We start from the raw sequence: 15247 nt of genomic DNA, 5'->3' as shown, positions 1-15247 counted from the left end.
CGCCGTTACAGCAGCGGCTTTTCTCCACGCTGCCACCAGCGCAACAGCAAGCGATCGACGCTTTCCGCCGCGCTGCCGGTGAAGCGATCCATCAAGCGTTTGCGGCGCGTATAGCGCACGGCGATCACTTCATGGTTATCCAGCTCGGCGATCAGCAAGTCATCGCTGGTGCCGATGGCGTCGATCAAGCCCTTCTCTTTCGCCTGTGAACCGAACCAGTGTTCACCGGTGGCGACGCTGTCGATATCCAGCGACGGGCGCTGCTCATGCACAAAGCGCTTGAACAGCTCGTGGGTTTCGTTCAGATCTTCGCGGAACTTCTCGCGCCCCTGTTCGGTGTTTTCACCGAACAGCGTCAGCGTGCGTTTGAACTGCCCGGCGGTGTGCAACTCTACGTCGATGTCATTCTTTTTCAGCAGGCGGTGGAAGTTCGGGATCTGCGCCACCACGCCGATGGAGCCGATGATGGCGAACGGCGCCGCCACGATGCGATCCGCGACGCAGGCCATCATGTAGCCGCCGCTGGCCGCCACTTTATCCACCGCTACCGTCAGGCGAATGCCGCCTTTGCGCAGGCGCTCCAGCTGCGAAGCCGCCAGGCCGTAGCCGTGCACCACTCCGCCAGGGCTTTCCAGGCGCAGCAGGACTTCATCCTGCGCCGACGCCACCGCCAACACCGCCGAGATTTCTTCGCGCAGTGAGGTTACCTCGTGCGCGTCCATGCTGCCTTTGAAATCCAGCACATACAGACACGGCTTGGCCACTTCCACCGCGCCGGACTTGGCGCGCTGTTTCTTCAATTTGTCATCCGATTTGGTCTGCTTCTTGAACTGTTTCAGCCAAACCTTCTGTTCGGAGGCATCCATGCGCGCCAGGCGCATATCGCGTTGCATCTCACGATACTGTTCGCCGAGATCGGTCAGCTGCAGCTCCCCTTTCTGGCGGCTCTTGCGTTGCCCCAAACTGACCGCCAGGATGGCCAACGCGGCGATGGCGAGCACCACCGTGGCGACCTTGGCCAGAAACAGGCCATAAACAGATATAAACTCCACAGATTCCGCCTTTATTTACAGGTTGTTAGTATGCTTATTTCCATTTTAGCCAACCGCAGCGGCTGCTGTCGCGGCTAAATGAAAATTCATTGCGCACAGAGCATCACTATGGGGACGATTTACGGTCGAACCAAGGCGCCGCTGCCGCGCTTTTGTTACAAAAGAATGCCATTTCAGCCTGCTACGCATTGAAAATGCCCGCGGATTAAGGCATATAACACCCATTATTCATCAATATGATGAGACGGATTCGCTGCGCGGCCCGCAGACGGTCGAGCCTTCGCTCCCTCCCCGGCCGCGCGTTTCACCCTTGCTCCCCGATATCTGCGGGAGAACAGCCACCCAGGCGAGGATTTATCGTGCATTACCAACCCAAACAAGATCTGCTCGAACAACGTATTATTTTGGTCACCGGCGCCGGCGACGGCATCGGCCGCGAAGCGGCGCTGACCTACGCGCGCTTCGGTGCCCAGTTGGTGCTGCTGGGGCGCACCGAGAGCAAACTGCTGGCGGTACAACAAGAGATCGCGGTCCAGGGCGGCACCCCGGCCCGGGTAGTGACGCTGGACTTACTGCATGCCACTCAGGAGCAATGCCGGCAGATAGCCGACGATCTGGCGCGCCAGATCCCCCGCCTTGACGGCGTGCTGCACAACGCCGGCCTGCTCGGCGACATCGCGCCGATGGCCGACCTGTCGATGACCATGTGGCAAGAGGTGATGCAGGTTAACGTCAACGCTACCTTTATGCTGACTCAGGCGCTGCTGCCGCTGCTGCTGAAATCCCACGCCGGTTCGCTGGTGTTCACCAGCTCCAGCGTCGGGCGCACCGGCCGCGCAGACTGGGGTGCCTATGCGGTGTCGAAATTCGCCACCGAAGGCATGATGCAGGTGTTGGCCGACGAGTATAAAAACCGTAATCTGCGGGTGAACTGCATCAATCCTGGCGGCACCCGCACCAAAATGCGCGCATCCGCCTTCCCGCACGAAGACAAGAACAAGCTGAAAACTCCGGCCGATATCATGCCGCTGTACCTGTATCTGATGGGCGAAGACAGCCGCCGGAAAACCGGCATGAGCTTCGACGCGCAGCCGAATCGTAAACCCGGCGCGGCCGAATAATAAGGAGCGTTTCATGGCGGAAGATCGTCATCAACAGCGTCAGCAGCGTTTGAAAGAACAGGTCGATGCGCGCATCGCCGCGGCGCAGGACACCCGCGGCCTGCTGCTGGTGTTTACCGGCAACGGCAAGGGTAAAACCACCGCTGCCTTCGGCACCGTCACCCGGGCGGTTGGCCACGGCATGCGCGCCGGGGTGATCCAGTTCATCAAGGGCGAGTGGCCCAATGGCGAAAAAAATCTGCTGCAGCAACATGGCGTTGAATTTCAGGTGATGGCCACCGGCTTCACCTGGGAGACGCAGAACAAGGCCGGCGATACCGCCGCCTGCCAAGCGGTCTGGCAGCACGGCAAGCGCATGCTGGCCGACAACAGCCTGGATCTGGTGCTGCTGGACGAAGTGACCTACATGCTGACCTACGGCTATCTGGAACTGGAAGAGCTGAAGGAAGCGCTCCTGCGGCGCCCTGCGCACCAAACGGTGATCCTGACCGGGCGCGGTTGCCATCGCGATCTGCTGGAACTGGCGGATACGGTCACGGAGATGCGGCCGGTGAAACACGCGTTCGATGCAGGCGTGAAGGCACAACAGGGGATCGATTGGTAACACAAAGTTCTGGCCCCGAACGGGGCCAGAATGAGAGATTAGCTGCGTTTGCTTGGCTTGCCCGGTTTACCCGGCTTGCTGCCTGGCGCACTGCGGCGGCCGCTGCCGGCCACCTGTGAGTGTCGCTTGACCGCACGGCGGATCTGGTTGGCCTTCACGCGGCGGCGCTCACGCTCCACCGGCATTTTGCTGACCGTTTCCGGTTTCAGTTCCACCAGCTCGCGCAGGTAGTTGATCGCCGGCAGATCCAGTTCGGCCCAGCCTCCGCGCGGCAGGCCTTTCGGCAGATCGATGTCACCGTAGCGCACGCGGATCAGGCGGCTCACTTGCACGCCCACCGCTTCCCACAGGCGACGTACTTCACGGTTGCGGCCTTCGGTCAGGGTCACGTTGTACCACTGGTTGAGGCCTTCCCCGCCCTGGAAGCTAATGGTGCGGAAGGCAGCCGGGCCGTCTTCCAGCTGCACGCCCTTGCTCAGCTGCTTCACTTTCGCATCGTCAACCTGGCCAAACACGCGTACCGCGTACTCGCGCTCCACTTCACGGCTCGGGTGCATCAGACGGTTGGCCAGTTCGCCATCAGTGGTGAACAGCAGCAGACCGGAGGTGTTGACGTCCAGGCGCCCTACCGCCACCCAGCGTGAACCGCGCAGCTTCGGCAGACGATCGAACACCGTCGGGCGGCCTTCAGGATCGCTGCGGGTACACAGCTCGCCTTCCGGTTTGTAGTAAGCCAGCACCCGGCAAACCACCTCTTCGGATTCTTTGATCGACAGGACATGACCGTCCAGACGAATTTTCATCGCCGGCGTCACTTCAACGCGATCGCCCAGCTTGGCGACCTTGCCGTCGACGCTGACGCGCCCGGCTTCAATCATGGTTTCGATTTCACGACGCGAGCCATGCCCGGCGCGCGCTAAAACTTTCTGTAACTTTTCGCTCATTGAGCAACCTCTAATGTCGCCTTCACAGGCGTCGGGGGGATACCGCCGCGGCCAAGCGCCACAACGGTCATAATACGTTTATCAGGATCGAACCGCGTATTATACAGGCTTTCTAAGGTGTTGAAACCCACTTTATCGGCGGTGGCCCCCTTCAGACGGCGTTCACGGCGCCAAAAAATCCTCCACCGCCCACAGCACCGCGTCAGGCCGTTCCAGAATGCCGAGGTGAGTGCGAGCCTCTCCTAGGCGCACCACGGAGAAAAACGGCTGCTCGGCGGCAAATGCCTGCTGCTGCCGCAGATAGTCGTCGCGGCGATCCAACGAGTAGATATGTCGGCACGGCGGCGGCGCGCTCATGCCCGCCAGGCGTTGCAGCGGCGAGCCGAATTGCCGGTAGGCCTGTTCGATGGCCACGCCGGCGGCACGCCAGAGCCGGTAATCCTCCTGCGCCATCTCGACCTCCAAATGGCGTTTGACCCGATCGTGGCGGATGCCGCCCTGCCAGAAGTCGAACAAGGCATCGCGCGCCGCCAGCCACTGCTGCGGCTGCTGCATGCGGCTCACCGCCGTAAAGAACGCCGGTTCCGGCTGCGTCATGATCCAGTCGAGAAACACCATGCCCCGCACCCGCTGCGGCAACGCTTCGGCCAACGCCACCGCCAGCCAGCTGGCGTGCGCCACCGACAGGGTGACCACGTTATCCAAACGCAGCGCCGTCAGTAGCTGACGCACATCTTCCAGCAAATCGTCCGCCGCCAGCGACATCTCCGCCGCTTTTGACGACAGGCCGTGGCCACGCCAGTCGATGCTGATCACCCGATAGCGTTCGGCCGCCAAGGCGATAAACGGTTCGAATACCGTTTTCGGTTCGCACCAGCCGGGCAGCAACACCAGCGTGAGTGGCCCTGAGCCGATATCCTGATAGTCGAGCATCATGTTGGCACTGTGAAATGCGGTCATATTACCTCCTGCGCGTCTCTCCCCGACCCGTTCGGGAAATACCGACGGGGATAAGGTGACAGCGCAGCAGGCATTGATCTATTGAAGTTCGTGCGGAAAGCGCCCCGAGCGCACCTTATGAAAAAATGCGCACTAATTGGAATGGGAACTTAATGGCGCACGCAGGGATAGGCGGCGCTTAACGCCAGCATGATCACCGACGGTGCGGAATAATGCAGTTGTTCAGGGTGCTCGTTCAAATACTGCATCACCGCGTCGGCGGCTACGCCGATGCTCATCCCGGCCGCCGGGCAGATATTGCGATTGCCCTGCATGGAATAGGTATCGAATACGCCGGCAACGTATCCCATGAACATGCCGCCATTCAGCGCTTCGGCCACGGTGGCTTCACCGCTTTTATTTTTTACGTAACCACCGGATTCGGCCAGCAAACCGCTGCCCGAATAAAACCCCGCATTTGCCATTGAGGAAAATAATAAGGCCGCTAAAAAAGAAACCTGTTTAATCATTGCTGCGCATCCTGCCCATTATCAATTCTGAAGTAATCAAGAATAGCGGCTTTCACGCGAAATAGCGTCGCTTCAGCCGATTTTCAGACAATGGGCAAGGTGGCAACCTTTGACATCAGCGGAAAGGCGCCGCGTCGCCCGCCCCTTCGCGCACCACTTCCGGCGAGGATTCGGTCAGATCGATAACCGTAGTCGGCTGTTGGCCGAGGAAGCCGCCGTGGATCACCAGATCGACCACCTTGCCCAGGTGATCGTTGATCTCTTCCGGATCGGATTCGGCAAAATCATTGCCCGGCAGCATCAGGGTGGTGGACATCATCGGCTCGTTCAGCACCTCCAGCAGCGCCAATGCGATCGGGTTCGACGGCACGCGCAGGCCAATGGTTTTGCGCTTTTCATTCATCAGGCGGCGCGGCACTTCTTTGGTCGCTTTCAGAATGAAGGTGTAGTTGCCCGGCGTATTGTTTTTGATCAGGCGGAACGCCGTATTATCGACGTGCGCATAGGTCGACAACTCGGACAGATCGCGGCACATCAGGGTAAAATTGTGGCTGCCGTCCAACTGACGGATACGGCAAATGCGCTCCATCGCCGCCTTCTCTTCCAGCATGCAACCCAGCGCATAGCCGGAATCGGTGGGATAAACGATCACCCCGCCCTTGCGCAGCACCTCGACCGCCTGGTTAATCAAACGCGGCTGCGGGTTGTCCGGATGAATATAAAAAAGCTGACTCATGACTTGCTCCTAAATGATGCTCGCGCGCGTTGCCACGCGCGTAAAATCAGACCGCCTGGCCCGGCTGCGACCAATCGCGCCACACCGGCTCGACGCCGCCCGGTAGCCACAGCTTGCGCCCCAGTTCGATCCACGAACAAGGCTGATGAAAATCAGAACCTTGCGAGGCCAACAGGCGATAGTCCTGGGCGTATTTCGCCAATTGCGAGCGCTCATGCGGTGCCTGCTGACACTGCGCCACTTCCATGGCGTCGCCGCCGTGTTCGGCGAAATGCGCCAGCAAACGTTTCAACCACTTCGCGGTCAGATCGTAACGGCCGGGATGCGCTACCACCGCCTGGCCGCCCGATTGATGAATCGCATCAATGGCTTGTTCTATTGTACACCACTGCGGCGGCACGTAGCCGGTTTTGCCTTTGGCCAGGTATTTCTTGAACACCTGCGCCATGTTGTCCGCTACGCCAATCTCCACCAGGTAACGGGCGAAATGGCCGCGGGTTACCGCGCCGTCGCCCGCCAGCCGCTGGGCGCCGACATAGGCGTCGGGAATGCGCGCTTTACCCAGGCGCACGCCGATCTCCTGCGCCCGCCGATTGCGACGTTCGGTTTGTTCCGCCAATAGCGCCACCAGCGCCGGGTGCGCGACGTCCATGCCCAAGCCAACGATATGAATTTCATGATTTTCCCACAGCGTTGAGATTTCCACCCCGTTGACCAACCGCAGCGGCAACGCCTGCTCCGCAATGGCGGCGGCGGCCTCGGCCAAGCCTGCGGTGGTGTCGTGATCGGTGATCGCCAGCACGCCCACGCGCATCTCGACCGCCCGCAGCACCAGCTGCGTCGGCGTCAGATAGCCGTCGGAGGCGGTCGTGTGGCTGTGGAGATCGTACAGAGTAAAAGCGGTAGATGGGGAGTTACTGTCTGTCAAAACGGCTATCCGGCAATGGCTTGGTTTCCTATCATACCCGTTATCGGCGGCCGGACGGAAATCTATTCTGTCCTGGCCACAGGCGCCAGGTGGATGATGAATAGAATTCACGCTGACCGCTAAAACATTGTGCAAAAAGAGGGTTGACTTTGCCTTCGCGAACCAGTTAACTAGTACACAAGTTCACGGCAACGGCCGTGTCGGATGAGCGTTAACAGAGAGAGTCTGCAAATGAACAACTACATTTCTCTTCACGGTTGGTGGCGTACCTCCCTCTTGCGGGCGGTGTAATCGCGCATAGCTGTCATCTGACAATGCAGATTTCCTGAGCCCGCACCTGATGCGGGCTTTTTTATGGACAGAATTCACTGGAACCACCGATGATGAACACCAAACCACAACTGACATTGCTGAAGGCGCAAGCCAGCTACCGGGGCGACCCCACCACCATTTTCCACCAGCTGTGCGGCGCCCGTCCGGCCACTCTGCTGCTGGAATCGGCGGAAATCAACAGCAAACAGAATCTGCAGAGCCTGCTGGTGATCGACAGCGCGCTGCGCATTACCGCACTGGGCCACACCGTCAGCGTGCAGGCGCTGAGCGCCAACGGCGCGGCGCTGCTGCCGCTGCTGGACGAAGCGCTGCCGCCTGAGGTGCGCAATCAGGCACGCCCCAACGGCCGCGAGCTGACCTTCCCGGCGATCGACGCGGTGCAGGACGAAGACGCCCGCCTGCGTTCACTGTCGGTGTTCGACGCACTGCGCACGCTGCTGACCCTGGTGGACTCCCCGGCGGACGAGCGCGAAGCCGTGATGCTGGGCGGCCTGTTCGCCTACGATTTGGTCGCCGGTTTCGAAGACCTGCCGGCGCTGCGCCAGGATCAACGCTGCCCGGACTTCTGCTTCTATCTGGCAGAAACCCTGCTGGTGCTTGATCACCAACGCGGTACGGCCCGTCTGCAGGCCAGCGTCTTCAGTGAACAAGCGAGTGAAGCGCAGCGTTTGCAGCAACGTCTGGAACAACTTCAGGCCGAATTGCAACAAACCCCACAGCCGATCCCGCACCAAACGCTGGAAAACATGCAGCTGAGCTGCAACCAGAGCGACGAAGAGTACGGCGCGGTGGTCAGCGGGCTGCAGGAAGCGATCCGCCAGGGCGAGATTTTCCAGGTGGTGCCGTCGCGCCGCTTCTCCCTGCCGTGTCCGGCGCCGCTGGCGGCCTACCAGACCTTGAAAGACAACAACCCCAGCCCGTACATGTTCTTCATGCAGGATGATGACTTCACTCTGTTCGGCGCTTCGCCGGAGAGCGCGCTGAAATACGACGCGGGCAATCGCCAAATCGAAATCTACCCGATCGCCGGCACTCGCCCGCGCGGTCGCCGTGCCGACGGTTCGCTGGATCTGGATCTCGACAGCCGCATCGAGCTGGAAATGCGCACCGATCACAAAGAGCTGGCCGAGCACCTGATGCTGGTCGATCTGGCACGCAACGATCTGGCACGCATCTGCCAGGCCGGCAGCCGCTACGTGGCCGATCTGACCAAGGTGGACCGCTATTCGTTCGTCATGCACCTGGTTTCCCGGGTGGTGGGCACGCTGCGTGCCGATCTCGACGTGCTGCACGCCTACCAGGCCTGCATGAACATGGGCACTCTGAGCGGCGCGCCGAAAGTGCGGGCTATGCAGCTAATCGCCGCCTCCGAAGGCGCGCGCCGCGGCAGCTACGGCGGCGCAGTAGGCTATTTCACCGCCACCGGCGATCTCGATACCTGCATCGTCATTCGTTCCGCCTACGTTGAAGACGGCATCGCCACCGTGCAGGCCGGTGCCGGCGTGGTGCTGGATTCCGTCCCGCAGGCGGAAGCCGACGAAACCCGCAACAAAGCCCGTGCCGTGCTGCGTGCCATCGCCACTGCGCACCATGCCAAGGAGGTGTTCTGATGGCCGATATCCTGCTGCTCGACAACGTCGACTCCTTTACCTATAACCTGGTCGATCAGCTGCGCGCCAGCGGCCACCAGGTGGTGATTTACCGTAACCAGATCGCCGCCGAGGTGATCATCGAACGCTTGGAACACATGGCCCAGCCGGTGCTGATGCTGTCGCCCGGCCCCGGCACGCCGTCCGAAGCGGGCTGCATGCCGGAGCTGCTGCAGCGCCTGCGCGGCCGGCTGCCGATCATCGGCATCTGCCTCGGCCACCAGGCGATCGTCGAAGCCTACGGCGGCCAGGTCGGCCAGGCGGGCGAGATCCTGCACGGCAAAGCCTCGGCGATCGTTCACGATGGCGAAGGCATGTTCGCCGGCATGGCCAACCCGCTGCCGGTGGCGCGCTACCACTCGCTGGTCGGCAGCAATATTCCGGCCGATCTCACCGTTAACGCCCGTTTCGGCGAGATGGTGATGGCGGTGCGCGACGACCAACGTCGCGTGTGCGGCTTCCAGTTCCATCCGGAATCGATTCTGACCACCCACGGCGCACGCCTGCTTGAGCAGACCCTCGCCTGGGCGCTGGCGAAGTAATATAAGGAACACGACGATGCAACCTATTCTTGAGAAACTGTACCGCGCCGAGTCGATGAGCCAGCAGGAAAGCCAACAGCTGTTCAGCGCCATCGTGCGCGGCGAACTGGAGCCGAGCCAACTGGCGGCGGCGTTGATCAGCATGAAAGTCCGTGGCGAGCGCCCGGAAGAGATCGCCGGCGCCGCCAAAGCGCTGTTGGAAGATGCTCAGCCGTTCCCGCGCCCTGACTACCCGTTCGCCGATATCGTCGGCACCGGCGGCGACGGCACCAACAGCATCAATATTTCCACCGCCAGCGCCTTTGTGGCGGCGGCCTGCGGTGCGAAGATCGCCAAACACGGCAACCGCAGCGTCTCCAGCCGTTCCGGCTCGTCGGATCTGCTGGCGGCGTTCGGTATCCGCCTGGATCTGCCGGCGGAAGAAGCGCGCAAGGCGCTGGACGATCTCGGCGTGTGCTTCCTGTTCGCGCCGCAGTACCACACCGGTTTTCGTCACGCCATGCCGGTGCGCCAGCAGTTGAAAACCCGCACGCTTTTCAACGTGCTGGGTCCGCTGATCAACCCGGCGCGCCCGCCACTGGCGCTGATCGGCGTTTACAGCCCGGAACTGGTGCTGCCGATTGCCGAAACCCTGCGCGTGCTGGGTTATCAACGTGCGGCGGTGGTTCACGGCGGCGGCATGGACGAGGTGGCGATCCACGCCCCGACGCACGTAGCGGAATTGAACAACGGCGAAATCAGCAGCTACCAGCTCACGCCGCAGTCCTTCGGATTGGAAACCTATCCGCTGGAAGCCTTGCTGGGCGGCACGCCGGAAGAAAACCGTGACATTTTGGCGCGGCTGTTACAAGGTAAAGGCGAGCCGGCGCACGCTGCGGCGGTCGCGGCCAACGTCGCGTTGCTTCTGAAGTTATTCGGACATGAAGACCTGCGCCAAAATGCGCGGCAGGCACTGGATATGATCAACAGCGGGCAGGCCTATGAGCGTGTCATCGCACTGGCGGCAAGAGGATAAATGATGCAGGAAACCGTGCTACACAAGATTGTCCGCGACAAAGCGCAATGGATCGCGGCGCGACAACAGCAACAGCCCCTGGCCGGCTTTCAGAATGACATCGCGCCGAGCGAACGCAGCTTCTATCACGCGCTGCAGGGCACCCGGACGGCTTTCATTCTCGAATGCAAGAAGGCCTCGCCTTCCAAGGGACTGATTCGCGAGAACTTTGATCCGGTAGAGATCGCCACGGTGTATAAAGATTTCGCTTCAGCGATCTCGGTGCTGACCGACGAGAAATACTTTCAGGGCAGCTTCGATTTCCTGCCGCTGGTCAGTAAAACCGTCAGCCAACCGGTGTTGTGCAAAGACTTTATCATCGATCCCTATCAGATTTACCTGGCGCGCTACTATCAGGCCGATGCCATCCTGCTGATGCTGTCGGTGTTGACCGACGAGCAGTACCGCCAACTGGCCGCGGTGGCCCACAGCCTGAATATGGGCGTACTGACCGAAGTGATCAGTGAAGAAGAGCTGCAGCGCGCGATCGCGCTGGAAGCGCGCGTGGTCGGCATCAACAACCGCGATCTGCGCGATTTGAGCATCGATCTGAACCGCACCCGTCAGCTGGCGCCGCGCGTGCCGCATGGCGTGACGGTGATCAGCGAGTCAGGCATCAACAACTACGGGCAGATCCGCGAGCTGAGCCATTACGCCAACGGCTTCCTGATCGGCAGCGCACTGATGTCGGAACCCGATCTGCGCGCCGCCGTGCGCCGCGTGGTCCTGGGCGACAACAAAGTGTGCGGTCTGACCCGTCCGCAAGACGCCGCCGCCGCCTATCAGGCCGGCGCCATCTACGGCGGGCTGATTTTCGTCGGCCGTTCGCCGCGCTATGTGGACATCACCCGCGCCCGCGAAGTGATCTCCGGCGCGCCGCTGAAATACGTCGGCGTGTTCTGCGACGCCCAGGTCGATACCGTGGCGTTAACCGTTGAGCGCCTCGGGCTGCATGCGGTGCAATTGCACGGCGCGGAAGACCAGGCCTATATCAGCGCCCTGCGCGCCCGCTTGCCGGCCGACTGCCGTATCTGGAAGGCGCTGAGCGTGAAAGATCGGGTGCCGGCGCGCGATCTGCAGCATGTTGACCGTTATCTGCTCGACAACGGTGCCGGCGGCACCGGCCAACGCTTCGACTGGTCGGTGTTGCAAGACGAAGATCTGACTAACGTGATGCTGGCGGGCGGCCTGCGCGCCGACAACTGCGTCGAAGCGGCCAAGCTTGGCTGCGCCGGGCTGGACTTCAACTCCGGCGTGGAAAGCGAACCGGGCATCAAAGATCCCGCGCGCCTGGCCTCGGTCTTCCAGACCCTGCGCGCCTACTGAATACGGCTCTATATTAATAACGGATAATAACGGGAACTCTCATGACGCTGCTTAACCCCTACTTCGGCGAATTTGGTGGCCAGTATGTGCCGCAAATTCTGATGCCGGCCCTGAAACAACTGGAAGAAGCCTTTGTCAGCGCTCAGCGCGATCCGGCATTTCAGGCTGAATTTATCGATCTGTTGAAGAACTACGCAGGCCGCCCGACGGCGCTGACGCTGTGCAAAAACCTCACCGCCGGCAGCAACACCAAGCTCTACCTGAAGCGCGAAGATCTGCTGCACGGCGGCGCGCACAAGACCAACCAGGTGCTGGGCCAGGCGTTGCTGGCCAAGCGCATGGGCAAAACCGAGATCATCGCGGAAACCGGCGCCGGCCAGCACGGCGTCGCGTCGGCGCTGGCCTGCGCGCTGCTCGGCCTGAAGTGCCGCATCTATATGGGCGCCAAAGACGTTGAGCGCCAGTCGCCGAACGTATTCCGCATGCGGCTGATGGGCGCGGAAGTGATCCCGGTGCACAGCGGCTCCGCCACCCTGAAAGACGCCTGCAACGAAGCGTTGCGCGACTGGTCAGGCAGCTATGAAACCGCCCACTATATGCTCGGTACCGCCGCCGGCCCGCACCCGTATCCCACCATCGTGCGTGAATTCCAGCGCATGATCGGCGAAGAAACCAAAGCGCAGATGCTGGAGCGCGAAGGCCGCCTGCCGGATGCGGTCATCGCCTGCGTCGGCGGCGGCTCCAACGCCATCGGTATGTTCGCCGACTTTATCGATGACGCTGACGTTGGGCTTATCGGCGTGGAACCCGCCGGCCTGGGCATCGAAACCGGCCAGCACGGCGCGCCGCTGAAGCACGGCCACGTCGGCATCTACTTCGGCATGAAAGCGCCGATGATGCAGACCGCCGAAGGCCAGATTGAAGAATCCTATTCAATTTCCGCCGGGCTGGACTTCCCGTCCGTCGGGCCGCAGCACGCCTACCTGAACAGCACCGGCCGCGCCGAATACGTGTCGATCACCGACGACGAAGCGCTGGAAGCGTTCAAGGCGCTGTCGCGCCATGAAGGCATCATCCCGGCGCTGGAATCCTCGCACGCCCTGGCGCACGCGCTGAAAATGATCCGTGAAACGCCGCAGAAAGAGCAGATCCTGGTGGTCAACCTGTCCGGCCGCGGCGACAAAGACATATTTACCGTTCACGACATTTTGAAAGCACGGGGAGAAATCTGATGGAACGTTATCAGCAACTGTTCACGCGTCTGGAAAGCAGCAAGGAAGGCGCCTTCGTCCCGTTCGTGACGCTGGGCGATCCTAATCCGGCGCTGTCGCTGCAGATTATCGACACCCTGATCGAAGCCGGCGCGGATGCGCTGGAGCTGGGTATCCCCTTCTCCGATCCGCTGGCGGACGGCCCAACCATCCAAAGCGCGACGCTGCGCGCCTTCGCCGCCGGCGTCACGCCGACCCAGTGCTTCGAGATGCTGGCGGCCATCCGCCAGAAGCACCCGACCATTCCCATCGGCCTGCTGATGTACGCCAACCTGGTGTTCCATAAAGGCATCGATGCGTTTTACCAACGCTGCGCCGAAGTGGGCGTGGATTCGGTGCTGGTCGCCGACGTGCCGTTTGAAGAGTCTGCGCCGTTCCGCGCCGCGGCCGCACGCCACGGTATCGCACCGATCTTCATCTGCCCGCCGAACGCCGATGACGATCTGCTGCGTGAAATCGCCTCGCACGGCCGCGGCTACACCTACCTGCTGTCGCGCGCCGGGGTGACCGGCACAGAAAGCCGGGCGCAGCTGCCGTTGCATCACCTGGTGAACAAGCTGCGCGAGTATCACGCCGCGCCGCCGCTGCAGGGCTTCGGCATCTCCGAACCCGAGCAGGTGAAGGCCGCGCTGCAGGCCGGGGCCGCCGGCGCGATCTCCGGCTCGGCAATCGTCAAAATCATCGAACAGCACCATGCCAACCCGGCGGAGATGCTGACCAGGCTGGCGGCCTTCGTCAGCAATATGAAGCGCGCCACCCGGGTGTGATCCTCTTTAGCGAGCGCCCTGCCGGCGCTCGCTTTAACAGCTTGTTTCCCCTCAAAGTTTGTTCCATTTATTTACAGCAAAAATTTGAACAAACCCAGGTCTTGTCTCACAATGAACGTTGTTCGCTATGCATTTCTTCGTTTGATTTGGGGAATGCGCTCGCTGCGGCGATAAACCGTAGCGAATTTCAACCATAACATTGCATGGAGAGTAATTTATGAAGCTGTTTAAAACCCTTTCGGCCTTGTGCATGGCAGCCGTTGTGGCGGTCGCGGTGAGCGCTTGTGCGCCGACGGCAAAATCTGAGGGAACGGGCGGTTATATCGATGACACGGTGGTCACTACCAAAGTGAAATCGGCACTGCTGGCGGATAAAAACATCAAGTCACGCGAGATCAGCGTGGAAACCTTTAAAGGTCGCGTGCAGCTGAGCGGCTTCGTGACGTCCAGCGATGACGCTAACCGTGCGGTGCAGGTCACACGCGGCGTGGCCGGTGTGAAATCGGTTGAAAACGTAATGCAGATTAAATAATACCGACACAGGGAGGCGCAACGCCTCCCTGATTGCGGCCTTCATCAGAAGCGATAACCCGCCCCGAACATGAACACCCACGGATCCAGACGCGTATCGAAGCTGTGGTGCCCGCCATTCGCATCGTTGAAGCGAGTTTTGGTTTCGATGTTCATCCACCACACCGACATGTTCAGCATCCAGTGCTCATCCAGGTTGTAATCCAGGCCAGCCTGCGCCGCCACACCCCAAGAGTCTTTCAGATCGAGGTCGCTCAACCCGGCGCTTTTGCCGTAATCGTTGAACTTCTCGTCGAAGAAGGTGGTGTAGTTAACGCCGACGCCCAGGTAAGGACGCAGTTTGTCCTGCTTGTCGCCGAAGTAGTATTGCGCCATCAGCGTAGGCGGCAATTGGTGAACGGTCGCCAGATCGGTGCCGCCCAGCGTAACCTTATGGCGGAATGGCGTTGCGGCCAACAACTCAACGCCGATGTTGTCCGTCACCATGTAACCGAAGGTCAGACCGAGCTGGGTGTTGTTTTTCGCATCCAGCGACCCCAACCCCAACACGTTGTCCGAACCTGCATTTGGACGCACCGTCGCAGTTCCCGCGCGGAACAGGAAATCACCGGCCTGATGCGCACTTGCCAACATAGGCGCCATCATCGTCGCCAATACCATCAGAGTTGTCTTTTTCATTATCCATTCCATTTGTGTGGTTAATCGCTCGAGGGGGAATATACCTACTTTCGGGTATTTGTGATCCCATCGAGATCACATCTTATGTGTAAAAATTTAAAATCCTACTAAAAACAAGGTTACCTAACCGCCTAATAAATCAAGGATTGATCTGCATCAAAAAATCGATTTTGTTGCAAATTATCTACATGTTCAAATTTCGGTTGCGGAGAAAAATGCGGCTGAGGTAATTTCATTTTCCG

General features: G+C 60.5%; 14 protein-coding genes, 1 pseudogene and 1 other annotated feature. Of the genes and pseudogenes, 8 read left to right on the top strand and 7 right to left on the bottom strand.

Annotated elements, in window-relative coordinates:
• Positions 1 to 5: 5 nt before the first annotated feature.
• Positions 6 to 1052, bottom strand: a complete 1047-nt coding sequence (gene sohB / locus ACYF6X_RS06955; RefSeq protein ID WP_130017374.1) for a protease SohB — start codon at positions 1050 to 1052, stop codon at positions 6 to 8.
• Positions 1053 to 1411: 359 nt separating this feature from the next.
• On the opposite strand from sohB, the gene ACYF6X_RS06950 reads away from it, so the two are divergent.
• Both ACYF6X_RS06950 and cobO read left to right on the top strand, forming a co-directional pair.
• On the top strand, positions 1412 to 2173 hold the full coding sequence (locus tag ACYF6X_RS06950; RefSeq protein WP_130017373.1) for a YciK family oxidoreductase: 762 nt from the start codon (positions 1412 to 1414) through the stop codon (positions 2171 to 2173).
• Between the two features lie 13 nt (positions 2174 to 2186).
• Positions 2187 to 2777, top strand: a complete 591-nt coding sequence (cobO, locus tag ACYF6X_RS06945; RefSeq protein ID WP_130017372.1) for a cob(I)yrinic acid a,c-diamide adenosyltransferase — start codon at positions 2187 to 2189, stop codon at positions 2775 to 2777.
• Positions 2778 to 2815: 38 nt separating this feature from the next.
• Here cobO and rluB read toward each other — a convergent pair whose 3' ends face one another.
• From rluB to rnm, 5 genes are all read right to left on the bottom strand, one after another.
• Positions 2816 to 3721, bottom strand: coding sequence for a 23S rRNA pseudouridine(2605) synthase RluB (gene rluB / locus ACYF6X_RS06940; protein ID WP_025303042.1), 906 nt, complete (start codon positions 3719 to 3721; stop codon positions 2816 to 2818).
• Between the two features lie 162 nt (positions 3722 to 3883).
• Complete coding sequence (locus tag ACYF6X_RS06935; protein WP_063990043.1) at positions 3884 to 4681, bottom strand: alpha/beta fold hydrolase; 798 nt, start codon at positions 4679 to 4681, stop codon at positions 3884 to 3886.
• A gap of 149 nt (positions 4682 to 4830) precedes the next feature.
• Positions 4831 to 5190, bottom strand: coding sequence for a Rap1a/Tai family immunity protein (locus ACYF6X_RS06930; protein WP_046898939.1), 360 nt, complete (start codon positions 5188 to 5190; stop codon positions 4831 to 4833).
• Positions 5191 to 5305: 115 nt separating this feature from the next.
• Positions 5306 to 5926: an L-threonylcarbamoyladenylate synthase gene (locus tag ACYF6X_RS06925; RefSeq protein WP_063990044.1), complete on the bottom strand. Its 621-nt coding sequence runs from the start codon at positions 5924 to 5926 to the stop codon at positions 5306 to 5308.
• Positions 5927 to 5972: 46 nt separating this feature from the next.
• Positions 5973 to 6854: an RNase RNM gene (rnm, locus tag ACYF6X_RS06920; protein ID WP_063990045.1), complete on the bottom strand. Its 882-nt coding sequence runs from the start codon at positions 6852 to 6854 to the stop codon at positions 5973 to 5975.
• A 252-nt stretch (positions 6855 to 7106) separates the two neighbouring features.
• Positions 7107 to 7210, top strand: a sequence feature (Trp leader region).
• A gap of 24 nt (positions 7211 to 7234) precedes the next feature.
• On the opposite strand from rnm, the gene ACYF6X_RS06915 reads away from it, so the two are divergent.
• The 6 genes and pseudogenes from ACYF6X_RS06915 (at position 7235) to ACYF6X_RS06890 (ending at position 14328) form a co-directional block, all read left to right on the top strand.
• Positions 7235 to 8797: an anthranilate synthase component 1 gene (locus tag ACYF6X_RS06915; protein ID WP_130018075.1), complete on the top strand. Its 1563-nt coding sequence runs from the start codon at positions 7235 to 7237 to the stop codon at positions 8795 to 8797.
• Positions 8797 to 10393, top strand: a pseudogene (gene trpD / locus ACYF6X_RS06910) (bifunctional anthranilate synthase glutamate amidotransferase component TrpG/anthranilate phosphoribosyltransferase TrpD). Before ACYF6X_RS06915 ends, trpD begins: the two are co-directional and overlap by 1 nt.
• Positions 10394 to 10396: 3 nt before the next feature.
• Entirely contained in the window at positions 10397 to 11758 is a 1362-nt protein-coding gene (gene trpCF, locus ACYF6X_RS06905) for a bifunctional indole-3-glycerol-phosphate synthase TrpC/phosphoribosylanthranilate isomerase TrpF (protein WP_172837481.1), read from the top strand.
• 41 nt (positions 11759 to 11799) lie between these two features.
• On the top strand, positions 11800 to 12990 hold the full coding sequence (trpB, locus tag ACYF6X_RS06900) for a tryptophan synthase subunit beta (protein ID WP_060439813.1): 1191 nt from the start codon (positions 11800 to 11802) through the stop codon (positions 12988 to 12990).
• The gene (gene trpA / locus ACYF6X_RS06895) at positions 12990 to 13796 is read left to right on the top strand and encodes a tryptophan synthase subunit alpha (RefSeq protein WP_130018076.1); all 807 of its coding nucleotides are present in this window, start codon (positions 12990 to 12992) and stop codon (positions 13794 to 13796) included. Before trpB ends, trpA begins: the two co-directional genes overlap by 1 nt.
• 217 nt (positions 13797 to 14013) lie before the next feature.
• Positions 14014 to 14328: a BON domain-containing protein gene (locus tag ACYF6X_RS06890; RefSeq protein ID WP_025303053.1), complete on the top strand. Its 315-nt coding sequence runs from the start codon at positions 14014 to 14016 to the stop codon at positions 14326 to 14328.
• A gap of 44 nt (positions 14329 to 14372) precedes the next feature.
• On the opposite strand, the gene ompW is transcribed toward ACYF6X_RS06890, so the two are convergent.
• A complete protein-coding gene (ompW, locus tag ACYF6X_RS06885) occupies positions 14373 to 15005 on the bottom strand; it encodes an outer membrane protein OmpW (protein ID WP_016927514.1) in 633 nt (210 codons plus the stop codon).
• Positions 15006 to 15247 lie beyond the last annotated feature (242 nt).

The organism is Serratia sp. ID 25-353, assembly GCF_054792795.1.
The sequence above is the reverse complement of the archived record's forward strand: the minus strand, read 5'-3'. Positions and strand labels throughout refer to the sequence as shown.

What these genes read in the sequence shown, in the direction of transcription:
- ACYF6X_RS06935 (WP_063990043.1), bottom strand. Translation starts at nt 4,681, where the DNA reads ATGACCGCATTTCACAGTGCCAACATGATGCTCGACTATCAGGATATC.
- ACYF6X_RS06915 (WP_130018075.1), top strand. Translation starts at nt 7,235, where the DNA reads ATGATGAACACCAAACCACAACTGACATTGCTGAAGGCGCAAGCCAGC.
- ACYF6X_RS06890 (WP_025303053.1), top strand. Translation starts at nt 14,014, where the DNA reads ATGAAGCTGTTTAAAACCCTTTCGGCCTTGTGCATGGCAGCCGTTGTG.
- ACYF6X_RS06930 (WP_046898939.1), bottom strand. Translation starts at nt 5,190, where the DNA reads ATGATTAAACAGGTTTCTTTTTTAGCGGCCTTATTATTTTCCTCAATG.
- trpA (WP_130018076.1), top strand. Translation starts at nt 12,990, where the DNA reads ATGGAACGTTATCAGCAACTGTTCACGCGTCTGGAAAGCAGCAAGGAA.
- rluB (WP_025303042.1), bottom strand. Translation starts at nt 3,721, where the DNA reads ATGAGCGAAAAGTTACAGAAAGTTTTAGCGCGCGCCGGGCATGGCTCG.
- trpCF (WP_172837481.1), top strand. Translation starts at nt 10,397, where the DNA reads ATGCAGGAAACCGTGCTACACAAGATTGTCCGCGACAAAGCGCAATGG.
- trpB (WP_060439813.1), top strand. Translation starts at nt 11,800, where the DNA reads ATGACGCTGCTTAACCCCTACTTCGGCGAATTTGGTGGCCAGTATGTG.
- ompW (WP_016927514.1), bottom strand. Translation starts at nt 15,005, where the DNA reads ATGAAAAAGACAACTCTGATGGTATTGGCGACGATGATGGCGCCTATG.
- cobO (WP_130017372.1), top strand. Translation starts at nt 2,187, where the DNA reads ATGGCGGAAGATCGTCATCAACAGCGTCAGCAGCGTTTGAAAGAACAG.
- ACYF6X_RS06925 (WP_063990044.1), bottom strand. Translation starts at nt 5,926, where the DNA reads ATGAGTCAGCTTTTTTATATTCATCCGGACAACCCGCAGCCGCGTTTG.